This window comes from Brevundimonas kwangchunensis, assembly GCF_039523815.1.
Lineage (GTDB): Bacteria > Pseudomonadota > Alphaproteobacteria > Caulobacterales > Caulobacteraceae > Brevundimonas > Brevundimonas kwangchunensis.
In genome coordinates this window covers 610,150-623,309 of record NZ_BAAAGA010000005.1, presented here as the reverse complement: position 1 = coordinate 623,309, position 13,160 = coordinate 610,150, and the positions used below count along the sequence as shown (strand labels likewise).

The window sequence follows — 13,160 nt, the reverse complement described above, 5'->3', positions numbered from 1 at the left end:
GCACAGCGTACACGACCGGATCTCGCCACTTCATCCGGCGAAGCCGGCTTTCAGCTGGATGCATGGATCGCTGCGCGATCACTCGGGCTCGATATCGTCGTGCCCGTTGTGAACTCGTTGTGCCCGTGGTGATGAACCAACGAGGGCGACGCCACCCCTTAGTCCTCGTGGCTGATCAGGCTCTTGTGCTTGGTGTCGCGCATGAACAGGTACACCAGCAACGACACCCCGATCATGCCGGTGACGTACCAGAAGTAGACCGGCTCCAGGCCGACGTCCTTGAACCACAGGGCCACGTACTCGGCTGTCCCGCCGAACATCGCATTGGCGATGGCGTAGGGCAGGGCCACGCCCAGCGCGCGGATATGAGCCGGGAACAGCTCGGCCTTCACCACGGCGTTGATGGCCGTATAGCCGCTGACGATCACAAGGGCGGCCAAGGCCAGCAGGAAGGCGACGAAGGGGCTCTGGACCGTCGCCAGCGTCGACATGATCGGCACGGTGCACAGCACGCCCAGAACGCCGAACGTCACCATAACCGGCTTGCGTCCGATCCGGTCGGACAAGGCGCCCACTGCGGGCTGCAGGCACATGAAGACGAACAGGGCCGCGGCGCTGACTTCGGTGGCGATGTCCTTGGTGAAGCCGGTCGTGTTGACGAGGAATTTCTGCAGGTAAGTCGTGTAGGTGTAGAAGGCGAGCGTGCCGCCGGCGGTCAGGCCCATGACCAGCAGGGCCTCCTTCGGATGCTTCAGGATCAGCAGCAGAGCGCTTGAGCGCGGAGCCTTCTCCGTGTCGCTGGCCACGAAGGCGCGGGTCTCGTCCAGACGACGGCGCAGCCAGAACACGATCACCGCCAGCGCCGCGCCGACGAAGAACGGAATGCGCCAGCCCCATGAGGCCAGATCGGCCTCGCTCAGGGTGTTCTGCAGCACGATCAGCAGCAGCAGGGCCAGAAGCTGGCCGGAGATCAGGGTCACGTACTGGAAGCTGGACCAGAAGCCGCGATGCTTCGCCGTGGCCATCTCGGACAGATACGTCGCCGACGAGCCGTACTCGCCACCGACGCTCAGACCCTGCAGCAGGCGGGCGGTGAGCAGGAGGGCGGGCGCGAACACGCCGATGGTCTCGAAGCCGGGGGTGCAGGCGATGATCAGGCTGCCGGTGCACATCAGGGTCACCGACAGGGTCAACCCCGCCTTGCGCCCCCTGCGATCGGCATAGACGCCCATGATCCACGCTCCCACCGGCCGCATCAGGAAGCCGACGGCGAAGATGGCCGCGCTCGACAGCAACTGCGCCGTGGAGTCGCCTTTCGGAAAGAAGACCGGGGCGAAATAGAGGGTGAAGGCCGCGTAGGCGTACCAGTCGAACCACTCGACCAGATTGCCGGCCGAGCCGCCGATGATGTTGCGCAGGCGACGGGCGGGCGACATGGCCTCGGTGGTCATGGGATCAGTTCCTCTGGAACGGGTAGAAGCCCGAGCCGAGGCCCAGGATCGACGTCAGCTCGTCCAGCGCGCCGCGGCTCTCGTCCAGCAGGGCGGGGTCGGCGAGATCGGCGGGAGACAGCGTGTCCCGATACCAGGTCGCACCCCAGACGCTGAGCGCGCCATGCAGTTCCTCGGTCAGGCGCATGCCGGGATTAGTCGCCGCCAGTTCGGCTTCGTTCAGCACGACGCGCAGACGCAGGCAGGCGGGCCCGCCGCCATTGCGCATGGACTGGCGAACGTCGACGTACTCGACCCGGCCGATGGGGCCGTTGGAGCCGGCCACGCTCTCGGCCGCCGCATGGGCGCGGGCGTTGTCGCGGGTCTCGGTCGGGCAGATCAGGGTCAGGCGGTCCTCACCCGGGATCTGCATCAGCATGGAGTTGAACAGATAGCTGGTGATGGCGTCTTCCAGCGGCAGGTCGGCGGCGGAGACTTCGACGAAGATGGGCTCGAAGCCGCTGGCCGCCGCGCGGATCGCTGCATGGGTGGCGGAGGTGTCCTCGAAGGCCAGTTCGTGATGGAACAGGGTCTCCAGCGCGCCGACACAGACCACGTCGTTATGGAAGGTGCCGCCGGCGATGGCGGCGCGGGACTGGCGGGCGAGAACAACGCCGGATGCCCCGTGACGACGGGCCAGAGCTTCGGAGGCCTCGCGCGTCTGGCGGGCGGGGTAGGGGCCTGACCAGTGCTCCCAGGCCTCGCGGCCCCAGACCAGCAGGTTGACGCCCGGGGCACCGTGCTCGGCGCACAGGCGGACGTGGTTCGCCGCGCCCTCGTCAGCCAGATGAGCGACGGAGGGCAGGGCGTCATGAACGGCGAACCGTTCCGGATCGGGGAAGAGGGCGTCCAGCGACCGCTTCGTCTGCTGATGCTCCAGCGAGCGATGCAGGTTGGTGACGAGGTTCGCCGGGGTGAAGTGAACGCGGCCATCCGCGCTGTCGGCGGACGGCGTCACCGTCGCGGCGTTGGCGGCCCACATGGGCGAGGCGGAACAGGCGGCGGCGGCGAAGGACGGCGAACGCTTCCACGCCGCTTCCAGCACCTGCTTATCCGATCCGCCGAAGCCCAGCGCACGCAGGAAGCTGATGTTCGGCCGCTCGTGAGGTGGCAGGACGAACTGCGGCAGGCCGAGGTCGGCGAGCCGCTTCATCTTGTCGAGGCCCTGCAGCACGGCGGCGCGCGGGTTGGAGGCCTGCCCCTCGTTCAGGCTGGATGCGAGGTTGCCGGGGCTCAGCCCGGCATAGGAGTGGGTCGGCCCGATCAGGCCGTCGGCATTGGCTTCGACGGCCTTCGAGGTCACGCGCTCAACCCCTTGATTTCGCCTTCGACGTTCTTGACTGCTTCGGCCTCGAAACTGGCGACCGGATAGGCGCAGTAGTCGGCGGCGTAGTAGGCGCTGGGGCGGTGGTTGCCGCTCGCGCCGAGGCCGCCGAACGGCATGTCGCCGGCAGCGCCGGTGGTCGGACGATTGAAGTTGACCACGCCCGCGCGGATGCGGCGGATGAACCGCTTCCAGTTGGCCGGATCGTCCGACACCAGACCGGCGCTGAGGCCGTAGCGGGTGTCGTTCGCGGCGGCGAGGGCGGCCTCGAAGGTCGGAACGCGGATGACCGACAGGAAGGGCGCAAACATCTCCTCGTCGGGCACCTCCACGCCGGTGACGTCGATGATGGCGGGCTTCACGAAGGCGCCCGGTAGGTTGCCGACCGGGCCTGAGGCGCGGATGACCTTTGCGCCCGCGTCAATGCGCTCCTGAAGGGCGGCCAGCGCAGCGGCGGCGGCCTTCTCGGAGATCAGCGGGCCGGCGTAGGGCTCGGTCGCGCTGTTCCAGGGCGCGAAGACCAGACGGTCGCTGAGCGCGGCGATGGCCTCGACGATGGCGTCGCCCTGCGGGCCTTCCGGCAGGACCAGACGACGCGCGCAGGAGCAGCGCTGGCCGGTGGTGACGAAGGCGGACTGGACCGCGATACCCGCAACGGCTTCGGCGTCGGCGGCGTCCCAGACGACCAGTGGATTGTTTCCGCCCAGCTCGAGCGCGAGGATGACGTGCGGATCGTCCGCAAACTTGCGGCGGAAGTGCGCGCCGGCCGCGCCCGAGCCGGTGAACATCAGGGCGTCGATGCCGCTGTCCAGCAGGGCTGCGCCGGTCTCGCGTCCGCCCTGCACCACATTGACCACGCCCTCTGGCAGGTCGGCTTCGGCGAAGGCTTCGGCCATCAGCTGGCCGGTCAGGGGCGTCTCTTCCGACGGCTTGAAGACGACCGTATCGCCCGCCAGCAGGGCCGGAACGATGTGACCGTTGGGCAGGTGGCCCGGGAAGTTGAACGGTCCCAGCACGGCGGCGACGCCGTGCGGACGGTGGCGCAGGATGGCGCGGCCGAAGCCGGTGGCGGTCTCACGCTCGCCGGTGCGTTCGTCATAGGCGCGGATCGAGATGTCGACCTTGCCCTGCATGGCCTGAAGCTCGGTCTGCGTCTCCCACAGCGCCTTGCCGGTTTCGCGGCTGATGGCTTCTGCGATCTGCGGCGCGCGGTCCTTGAGCACGGCCTGATAACGTTTCACGGCGTCGATCCGGTCCTGACGTGGGCGGTCGGCCCAGTCGGCGAAGGCGGCGCGGGCGCGGTCGGCAGCGGTCTGGACCTCGGCGGCGGAGGCGGCGGGGCCTTCCCAGACGGTTTCGGCGGTGGCGGGATCGATGGACTGGAACACGGTCATGGGATCACTCAGGTCTTCACGCGCACGATGTCGCCGGCCTTCACCTTGAGAGCATCGGCGGTCTCGCGCGTCAGGGTGGCGGTATCGCCCTCGATATGGGTGCGCTGGCGCACCGCGCGGAAGGCGGCGACGCTGTCGGTCGAGATCAGGGCAGGCAATTCAGCCTCGACCTCGTCGGCGATGGCCACGGTCAGGGCGCGGGCGTCGCGCACGGTGCGGATGTTGTCCCGGCCGCAGGAAACGGTGGGGCCGGCGTCGAAGATGTCGATCAGGCCGTTGGGCCGGAAGCCCTCGCTCTCCAGCAGGGCCATGGCCGGGACGCCCTGCGGATGCACCTTGCCGATCACCGCGCGCGCGGGCTCGGGCAGAAGTTCGACATAGATCGGATGACGCGGGGCGAGGTCGAGGATGAACTGCTTGTCCGTCGCGCCGGTCAGACGGTCGGCCTCGTCGAACTCCATCGGGAAGAATTTGTGCGCCACATGGTCCCAGAAGGGGCAGGCGCCGTCGGGGGTGAAGACGCCGCGCAGCTCCGCCAGGACGTTCTCGTTGAACAGCTCCGGCTCGGCGCCGATCAGCATGTAGCGCGACTGGCTGAGCAGGCGGCCCGCGCCGCCCTTGCGGCGGTCAGCCTTGAGGAACAGCGAACCCACCTCGGTCCAGCCGGTGCACTCGTTCACCAGCACGAGCGTCTTCTGCTCCAGCTTGATGCCGAGCGAGGGCGAGGACTGGGCATTGCTCACGACCCGGAAGCTGAAGAAGGGGCGCTTCAGGCCGACGGAGGCCTTCACCGAACCTATGCCGTCGACGTCGCCGGTCTCGGACTCCTCGAGCATCACCGTGTACCAGCGCTCGTGCGGCTCCATCTTCCCGGCGAAGCTGTCGCGGCTCAGGTCCAGGCGTTCGGTCAGCTGGTCCGGGTCTTCAGGCAGGCTGGTGAAGCCCGGCCCCGACAGGATGGCCAGTTCGAGAAGGTGATCGAGGTCGGCGGGGCCGGCAGGTCGGACGACGAGCATGGGGTTACATCGTCTCCAGACGCAGGGACTTCAGTTTGAGGGCGTCGATCTCGCCCGACGCGATCTTGCACAGGATCAGGGCCGACAACTGCGCGCGTTCGACGAAGCTGTCGGGCCAGGCGAACTCCTGATCCGAATGGATGTCGCCGCCGAGGACACCGAGGGTGTCGATGTTGGGCAGACCGGCGGCGTGCAGGTTGTTGCCCTCGCAGACGCCGCCCGATGGCTTCCAGGCAATCGTCTGGCCCAGCAGGGCGCCGGCGTCGCGGACGGCGTTGAAAAGCGCGGTCTGGCTGGAGTCCATCGGCTTCGGCGCACGGGTCATGCCGCCATGCAGGTCCAGCGTCAGGCCGGGGAAGGGCGGCTCCGTGGCGATTCTGCGCACAGTTTCCGAAACCCAGGCTGAAGCCTGCGCGTCCGGGACGCGGACGTTGAACCGAACGACGGCATTATCGGCGACGACGTTCAGCGCGCCGCCGCCCGAGATCTTCGCAACATTGACGGTCACGCCTTCACGCTGGCCGTTCAGGGCGTGCAGCCGCGCGGCGATGATGGCGGCGCCGGCGACGGCGTTGGCGCCTTCATGGAAGGCCCGCCCGGCGTGGGCCGCCTTGCCGGTGACGATCAGATGGTAGTTGCCGCTGCCCTTGCGTTCGCCGGCCAGGGTGCCGTCCGCCAGCGCTGGCTCATAGGTCATGCCGACATGGCCGCGAGCGCCGAGCTCGGCCAGCAAGGGGGCGGAAGCGGGCGAGCCGATCTCCTCATCGGGCGACAGCAGGACGGTCCAGCCGACACGCTCGCGGTCAGGGTGCGTCTCGAACGCCTCCAGCGCCGCCATCAGCACGGAGATGCCGCCCTTCATGTCGGCGATGCCCGGACCGTTCAGCGCGCCGTCCGCGCGGGTGGTCAAGGTCTGGAATGGCGAGGTCTCGGAAAAGACGGTGTCGTAATGGCCGGTCAGGACGACCTGTAGCGGCGCGTCAGGACGGCAGGTGATCTTCAGGGCATCGGCGTGGGCCTCGGCCTTTACCGCACCATCGTCGCCGATGGTCGTGGAGCCTGCCGTGGCGATCCGCTCCACTGACGCCGGCAGTTTCGACGCTTCGGCTTCCAGCAGGGCGAGCACGGCCTCGAGGCCGGCCGCGTGACGGCTCCCCGAGTTCATGTTCGACCACTCGACCGCGCGGCCGATGATGTGGTCCTGGCGCGCCGCGACGTGGTCGAGGACAGCCTGATCGGAGGGCAGAATCCGCATGCGCCGGGACCCTAGACCTGCCCGCGGCAAAGGTGAAGGCGAGGGCGGGTATCGACTCGTCGCATTCAACGACTAGGCTCGCATCCTCTCTTGGAAGGAGCGTTAGACATGACTGACTGGATCAAAGCGTCCAATCCCGCCACGCCGATCACCACAGAAGCGGATGCCATCGCCGCAGCCCGGGCCAGCGCGATCGCGATTTTTCTGGGCGCCGTGTGGGGGATTGTCGGGCTGGTCTATATGATGACCGCCGGATCGGGCGCGCTGGAAGCAGCCGCGGCGCAGGCAGCGGCGGATACGCCTGAAATGCCCGGGATGGCGAACGTCGTCACCCAGGCTGCCCTTTGGATGGGGATCGGACTGACGGTCGTTCAACTCATCATCGGCTTCGTTCAATGGGCGAAGCCCAACATCGTAATCCCGATCATCTTCGTGATCCTCGTGGCCTTCGGTCTGGTGACGGGCGTCTTCGGACTCGTTATGGCCGGACAGCCCGAGATGGCCGCCGCGGCCGCGCAGACCCCGATGTGGCAAACCGTCATCGGCTTCGTCATTCTGGCGGTTCAACTGGTGATGCACATCGCGGGCATCCGCGGAGCCAACAAGCTCGACAAGATCCGTATGGCCGCCGCTCAGGATTACTGAGCCGCGCTACCGGTTCGGGCGCCGGTCCTCGCGACCGGTACCCGGCTGACGGGATTGGCGGCGCCAGCGGATCGACAGGCTGGCGTCGCCCTGTCCCCCGAACTTCGAGCTGACCGTCAGGTTGCGGCGCACCTGCCACTCGACGTTCACCGCCGCGCCGTTCTCGCCGCCGCCGATCACTTCAAGATAGACGTTGTCGCTGATGTAGCGACCGCCCGCGACGGTCAGGCTGGACGCCTCGCCGCCGAAGGACAGACGGTCCAGACCGGCGAGTTCGCGCAAGTTCCCGATCACATCGAACCCACCGCCGCCGGCCAGAGCCGCGACGCCGGCCGCCAGCTGCGCGGCTTCGAAGGCCGAGAGCTGGGATGCCGAGCGTCCGAACAGCACCTGCGACAGAATTTCATCCTGCGGCAGGGCCGGGGTCGAGGTCAGGGCGATCTCCGGACGCGCGGCCGTGCCGGTCACGCGGATCGTCGCCGTCAGGGCCGGGTCGTCGCGCGTCGCCGACAGGTTCAGGCGGATCTGCTCCGGATTGGTCGACAGGGCGACCGTGCCCGTGTCGTCGAACACGAAGCGCTTGCCGGCGAAGTCGTAGTCGCCGCGCACCACCCGTGCCGTGCCGGTCAGGATCGGGCGGCTGATCGTGCCCGTGACGCGGGCGTTGACGCCCATCTCGACGTTCAGGCCGCGGCCGACGACCATGACGTCGCCGCCGGGAGAGCGGATGGTGATGTCCATGCCGATCTGCGGGCCGCGGCTGCGGTTTTGCTGATCCTCGGGAATGTCGCCGCCCGGGCGGTTGATCTCCACCACATCCATGCGGACGATGCCGGTCGAGCCCGGAGGGTTGGCCTCGATCCGCGCCTCGTCGATGGTGATCTGACCGGCCAGTTGGATATTGCCGTCCTCGCCGCGGACGACCGTCAGCGGGCCGGAGGCACGGGCTTCGGCGATGTCGTTGTCGATGATGCGGAAGCGCTGCAGCGCCAGCTGGAAGCTGGAGCCCGAACCCTGACGCAGACCGATGCGGCCGTCGCCAGTGACTGTGCCGCCCGCGCCGTCGTTGGCGCTAAAGGTCTCGATCAGGGCAGTGGTGTCGTCGAAACGGCTGTTCAGGGTCAGCGCGCCCAGCCGCAGGCCCGTCGCGTTGTCCCGGAAGGCGCCTTGTTGCAGGTCCAGCCGGCCATTGATGCGCGGCTCGTTCAGGGTGCCAGCGAGGCTGGCGCGGGCATTCACCTGACCTGACAACGAGCGCTCGCCGCCTAGCAGCAGGTCCCAGATCGGCTGGATCTGGCCCTGGATCGTCACGTCGCCGTTCATGGCGCGAGTGCGTGCGATGGCGAGCCGCAGCGGCGCGGCCGAGGCCTCGACCGGCAAGGTCAGGTCAGCCGAGGCCTGCACGGCGTTTTCATCGTGTGCGGCGGCCTGGATGCGCAGGGTGTTGTCGACGAGGACCGCGTTCAGAGTGCCATCGACGGCCAGGCCGCGAGGCGCGTCGATGCTGCGCAGGTCCTCCATCGTGACATTGGCGGAGCCGGACAGGTCATCGCCCGCCCCGCGCAGCGACAGTCGTCCGGTTACCCGCCCGCGCAGGTCGGGAGCCAGGGACTGCAGGTCCACGCTGCTGAGATTGGCCTCGATGATGGCGGCGCGGGAATCCTGCCGCAGTTCGCCGGTCAGCACGCCGCCGCCGACGCCCAGATCGACTCGCGCCACCCGGCCATCACCGGACAGGGCCACAACTGCCGGACTGCGGGTGGTAAAGGCGACTTCGCGGACACGGCCAGAGCCTTCGAGCGTCACGGACTGGGCGGCTCCATCCCGCGAATAGACGCCACCGCCGGTAAAGGCGACCGGAGTGCCGCCACCGACATCGGCGGTCACGGTGAAGGGCAGGCGATCCAGCGTGCCGCGGCCATTCAGCTCCAGGTCGCGGATCACCCAGGTCGAGCCGGCGAGCCGGACATTCTCGCCGCTGACATCAAGGATGGCTGTCTCATTGCCGGCGCCCTCGGTCAGGCGCACGCGGCCGTCGGCGGTTCCGGAAGCGAGGAAGGCGCCCGGCCTGGCGGTGAACGTCAGATCCGCGCTGGACGGGAAGTTGTTGGACAGAGCGACGGCGCCTCGGGCGGTTACGCCGCCGGCATCGAGGTCAACCTCGGTCAGGCGGATGCGCTGGCCGCCAAGGAAGAAGTTGCCGCTGGCGCGCGCCGGACCGTAGTTCGAGCCTGCGGTGATCGCGATCCGGCCATCGGAGGCGTCCGCACCCTTGCGGAAGCTAAGGATCAGGTCGACGGCGTTCAGCTTGAGCGCGCCGGCGCTGACGTTTGCGAAGGCTGCCCGCAGGTCGGCGCGCGGCTGGGCCAAGGTGCCGGTCAGGGCGCCGTTGCCGCTCATCGCGCCGTCGATAGCCACGGGGCCGACCCCGAACGGGCCGTTGGCGTTCCAGTTCAACGCCAGTCTGAGACGACCGTCACCCTCGATCAGGCCGCGCGCCCCGGCATTGCCCTGTGCGCCGGTCAGCTGAGCCTGTTCGACCTCGATCCGGCCGCCGTTGAGCGAGCCGGTCAGTTGCAGGCGGGGTGTACGGCCCAGCAGACGGTCCGCCTCCTCTTGGCCGGTGATCAAGTTGCGTCCGCGACCATCGAAGGTGAGCCGCCAAGGCGCGCCGGTACGCGCCATCGATGCGGCGATGGGGCCCCCGAAGGCGCCGCGCGCATCGGCATGAATCCTGGAGGCGTCAGTGATCTGGGCCTGACCGCGGAAACCAAGGCCGCCGGCGAGGTTTCGGCCGCCTGAGCCGCTCAGAGTCAGCGCCTGACCCGTTGCTTCGAGACGCTCCAGCAGAATGGCGCCGTCGACTTGCCGCGCGGCCTCGAACCGAATGCGCGGCGTGGCGCCGAGCAGTCCGCCGACGATACCGGCGCTGGATCCGCCGGTCGCGCGAATGTCGCCGTCCAGATCCATGCGGCCGTTCTGCACCGCGACATTCAGCGGGCCGTTGACGCGCTGGGCGCGATAGCTGGACGCATCAACGCGCAGCAGATCGATCGAGCCCTGCAGCGTCCAGTTCTGCGCATCGCCCTTGAACAGGCCCTTGTAGGCCGCGGGACCGGCGAGGTTGCTGCCGACGAACCGGCCCAGCGAGGGGGTCGAGACATCCAGCTGGATGCCGTCAGGGCTTGTGCGGTCCTTGAGATTGATCTGGCCGCTGGCGCTGGAGTTCAGGTTCTCGGCCATCAACCGCCATGCCACGCCCTGTTGGCCGTCGCCGTCGGTGTCGGGAGATGTGGCGAAGCCGAAGCGCGCGGTCTGGCCGATGCGCTCGGCGAAGGGCGCCAGCAGGTCAGAGCCCGAGAAGTCGAAATAGCCCGAGATCCGGGTCTGGTGATCGCCGTAGCGGCCCTTGATCGTCAGCGGCGTGAACTGGCCCGTGCGAACCACGGCGTCGATCACCTCGCCGTTGACGATGGCGGAGGCCATGAAGGGCTGGTTGGGCGAATAGCCCAGCGCACCGGCGATCGGCCCGCCCTGCGCTTCATTGGCGCGCAGGTTCAGCCGGGTATCCGCAAGATCGTTTCCGAGCGTGGCGTTGATCCGCAGGTAGTCGCCGGGCCGGCTGTTGCTGGCTGCGTTGACGATGAACTGCTTGTTCCCGCGGCGGGGGACATTGGCCTCGCCCGACAGGTTCCAGCGCCCGTACTCCTGGCTGAAGCCCTCCAGCAGTTCGACGTTGGCGGCGAAGCGGTCGATGTCGATCGACAAGGCCTGCGGTCCGGGTGGCTCGGTCGAGGGTTCGACCAGCGGGCGACGGATCACCCGTACAACATCAGCCTCGATCTCGCTGGCGTGGAAACGACGCCCGATCAGCGCCCACCAGCTCCAGTCGACATGGACGTTTCGGACCTCAAGCCAAACGCCTTCGCCATCCGTGACCGTGACGCGGTCGATGGTGAAGTCGTCGAAGATGTCGCCCTTCACGCCCTCGACGTTGATCCGCCCGTACCGGCCGATCTTCTTGCCAGCGACGAAACTGGTGATCAGCTCCCTGCCGGGGCCGGAGACGAGGTACATCCGACCGCCCACGGCGACGATCAGCACTAAAGCGGCGAGGATCGCCAAGGCCATCCCGCCGAAGAAGGCGAGAGCCTGCAGGCGTGTGCGCTTGCGCTTTTCCGTTTGCGCAGGCGTGTCGGGCGTCTCAGGCGTATCGGTCAAAACGCCTGTCCGATACTGACGTAGATCTGGAAGTCGGAGTCGCCGTCACGGCGATCCAGCGGGAAGGCAATATCGGCGCGGATCGGACCGAAGGGCAGTTTGTAGCGAACGCCGAAGCCAGCGCCGTAGCGCAGATTGTTGAAGTTCGGATTCTCCTGAAAGCCGATAGCGCCAGCGTCGACGAAGGCGACAGCCTGTAGATTGCGCCAGACGGCGCGGCGGACCTCGAAAGAGGTCTCGAAAAGGCTCAAGCCGCCGCGCGGCGTGCCGTCGGGTAGGCGAGGGCCGACGCCCTGATACTCATAACCTCGAACCGAGCCGCCGCCGCCCGAATAGAACAGGCGATCCGACGGGACCGTAAGCTCGGTTCCGCCAATGATCGAGCCCACGCGCAACCGCCCGGCCAGAACGGTCTTCGCTTCGTCGTCGAGAGGTAGGTAGGCCGTGCCCTGCGCTTCGGCGCGGAGGAAGAGGATCGTGTCTTCGCCGGCCACGGCGGTCGGCTGTCCGTTCAGGGTCACCCGCCAGCCTTGGGTGGGGTCGAGTGGGTCGTTGGAGTAGTCCAGATAGGCGCTGCCCCGGCCGGTCAGGATCACCAGATCGCGGTCGAACTTCTCGGGCAGGCCGAGGACGGCGTTGAAACGGTTCTCGTTGTACTGACCGGCGTCCAGACCGATGCCGTAGCTGAACCACGACGTCTTGCCGAGGCGCTGCTGAAGATCGGCCGCAGCGGCGATCGCCGTGCGCCGGTAGGCGTCCGTATCCTCGTGGATCAGGCCGCCGGAAAGTCGCAACGTCTGCCCCGGGCGGCGCCAGTGCGGCAGGCTGAGGCTGGCGCCCAAGCGACTGTCGACATCCGCGGCGCGCGCTTCCCAGACGAGGGTGTCCGCGCGGCCGAACCGGTTGTGCCAGGTCCAGATCAGATCGACACCCGAGCCATCCGCGGTCGAGAAGGTCGCCCCCGCCTCCAGGATACGACGCGGGCGATCCGTCAGGCTGACGACGACCGGCCGCAGTCCATCCGGCCGCGCCTGCGCCGCCGGCGCAAGGCCGACGCCTACGCCGTCGTAGACGCCTGTCTCCAGCAGACGGCGCTCAAGCTCGGCGACCTGTTCCGGGTCGTACGTGTCGCCCTCGGACCATGGCGCCAGACCTGCGACCCAATCGGGATTGGTCGGCCCGCGTGTCTCGAGGTTGATCCCGTCAAGCCTGACAAGTTCGCCCGACGCGATGTTGTAGGTCGGAGCGACGGTCAGCGTGCTGTGATCCACGACGACCCGTCGGGGCTCGGCGCGGGCGTCCGCGTAGCCCCGGCGAACCAGACCGGCGACGACACGACCTTCGGCCGCGATGACCTCGACCGCGCGGCCGGGCTGGCCGGCGCGAAGCCCCAGTCCGCTACGTGCGGCCGTAGCGGCCTCGCCATCGGGAGCGGGAGCCGACCATTGCAGGACCGGTTCGACCAGATTGAAGCGCGGGCCGGGGGTGACGCTGACGATCGCGACCGGCGTGTCATCGCCCTCGACGATGTCTTCCAGCACGGGCTGATAGTAGCCCTCTGACCGCAGGAGCGCTTCCGCGGCCTCCATGGCCCCGCGTGCGCGCCGACGCGCTTCGAACCGATTGCCCGGAGGACCATCGACCTCGCCGACGGCCCTGACCAGTTGCGCTCTCAGTTCGCCATCCATGTCGCCCCGGATCTGGGCGCGAGGATCAGCCGCCGCCGGCGCAGCGATCGCGATGGATGCGACGCTGAACAGGAACAGGGCGGGCCGTAGGGTCAAACTCAAACCTTGGTCTTGGCCCGGGGAGGGC

General features: G+C 68.2%; 8 protein-coding genes. 1 reads left to right on the top strand and 7 read right to left on the bottom strand.

All coding sequences use genetic code 11. The annotated features are described in order from the left end of the window. Window positions 1-158: 158 nt before the first annotated feature. Genes ABDZ95_RS12245 through ABDZ95_RS12225 form a run of 5 tightly spaced genes read right to left on the bottom strand, consistent with a single transcriptional unit; the run spans window position 159 to window position 6,479 of the window. Window positions 159-1,451 carry an MFS transporter gene (locus ABDZ95_RS12245; RefSeq protein WP_343794128.1) on the bottom strand — a complete coding sequence of 431 codons (1,293 nt, stop codon included), beginning with the start codon at window positions 1,449-1,451 and terminating at the stop codon, window positions 159-161. Between the two features lie 4 nt (window positions 1,452-1,455). Beyond that, window positions 1,456-2,793 carry an N-succinylarginine dihydrolase gene (gene astB / locus ABDZ95_RS12240; RefSeq protein ID WP_343794126.1) on the bottom strand — a complete coding sequence of 446 codons (1,338 nt, stop codon included), beginning with the start codon at window positions 2,791-2,793 and terminating at the stop codon, window positions 1,456-1,458. Continuing rightward, window positions 2,790-4,208: a succinylglutamate-semialdehyde dehydrogenase gene (gene astD, locus ABDZ95_RS12235; protein ID WP_343794124.1), complete on the bottom strand. Its 1,419-nt coding sequence runs from the start codon at window positions 4,206-4,208 to the stop codon at window positions 2,790-2,792. Before astD ends, astB begins: the two co-directional genes overlap by 4 nt. A gap of 8 nt (window positions 4,209-4,216) precedes the next feature. After that, a complete protein-coding gene (locus ABDZ95_RS12230) occupies window positions 4,217-5,224 on the bottom strand; it encodes an arginine N-succinyltransferase (protein ID WP_343794122.1) in 1,008 nt (335 codons plus the stop codon). A 4-nt stretch (window positions 5,225-5,228) separates the two neighbouring features. Continuing rightward, on the bottom strand, window positions 5,229-6,479 hold the full coding sequence (locus ABDZ95_RS12225; RefSeq protein WP_343794120.1) for a hydrolase: 1,251 nt from the start codon (window positions 6,477-6,479) through the stop codon (window positions 5,229-5,231). A 108-nt stretch (window positions 6,480-6,587) separates the two neighbouring features. Between ABDZ95_RS12225 and ABDZ95_RS12220 the strand changes: the two genes are divergently transcribed. Beyond that, entirely contained in the window at window positions 6,588-7,124 is a 537-nt protein-coding gene (locus ABDZ95_RS12220; protein ID WP_343794118.1) for a hypothetical protein, read from the top strand. Window positions 7,125-7,130: 6 nt separating this feature from the next. Here the strand turns inward: ABDZ95_RS12220 and ABDZ95_RS12215 are convergent, their stop codons facing one another. After that, window positions 7,131-11,345: a translocation/assembly module TamB domain-containing protein gene (locus ABDZ95_RS12215; RefSeq protein WP_343794116.1), complete on the bottom strand. Its 4,215-nt coding sequence runs from the start codon at window positions 11,343-11,345 to the stop codon at window positions 7,131-7,133. Continuing rightward, window positions 11,342-13,129 (bottom strand): autotransporter assembly complex protein TamA, encoded by a 1,788-nt coding sequence (locus tag ABDZ95_RS12210; RefSeq protein WP_343794114.1) that lies wholly within the window; start codon window positions 13,127-13,129, stop codon window positions 11,342-11,344. The genes ABDZ95_RS12215 and ABDZ95_RS12210 overlap by 4 nt, the downstream gene beginning before the upstream one ends. Between the last annotated feature and the right edge of the window lie 31 nt (window positions 13,130-13,160).

Excerpts from the sequence above, each read along its gene's own strand:
- ABDZ95_RS12230 (WP_343794122.1), bottom strand. The coding sequence starts at position 5,224 with ATGCTCGTCGTCCGACCTGCCGGCCCCGCCGACCTCGATCACCTTCTC.
- astD (WP_343794124.1), bottom strand. The coding sequence starts at position 4,208 with ATGACCGTGTTCCAGTCCATCGATCCCGCCACCGCCGAAACCGTCTGG.
- ABDZ95_RS12225 (WP_343794120.1), bottom strand. The coding sequence starts at position 6,479 with ATGCGGATTCTGCCCTCCGATCAGGCTGTCCTCGACCACGTCGCGGCG.
- ABDZ95_RS12220 (WP_343794118.1), top strand. The coding sequence starts at position 6,588 with ATGACTGACTGGATCAAAGCGTCCAATCCCGCCACGCCGATCACCACA.
- ABDZ95_RS12245 (WP_343794128.1), bottom strand. The coding sequence starts at position 1,451 with ATGACCACCGAGGCCATGTCGCCCGCCCGTCGCCTGCGCAACATCATC.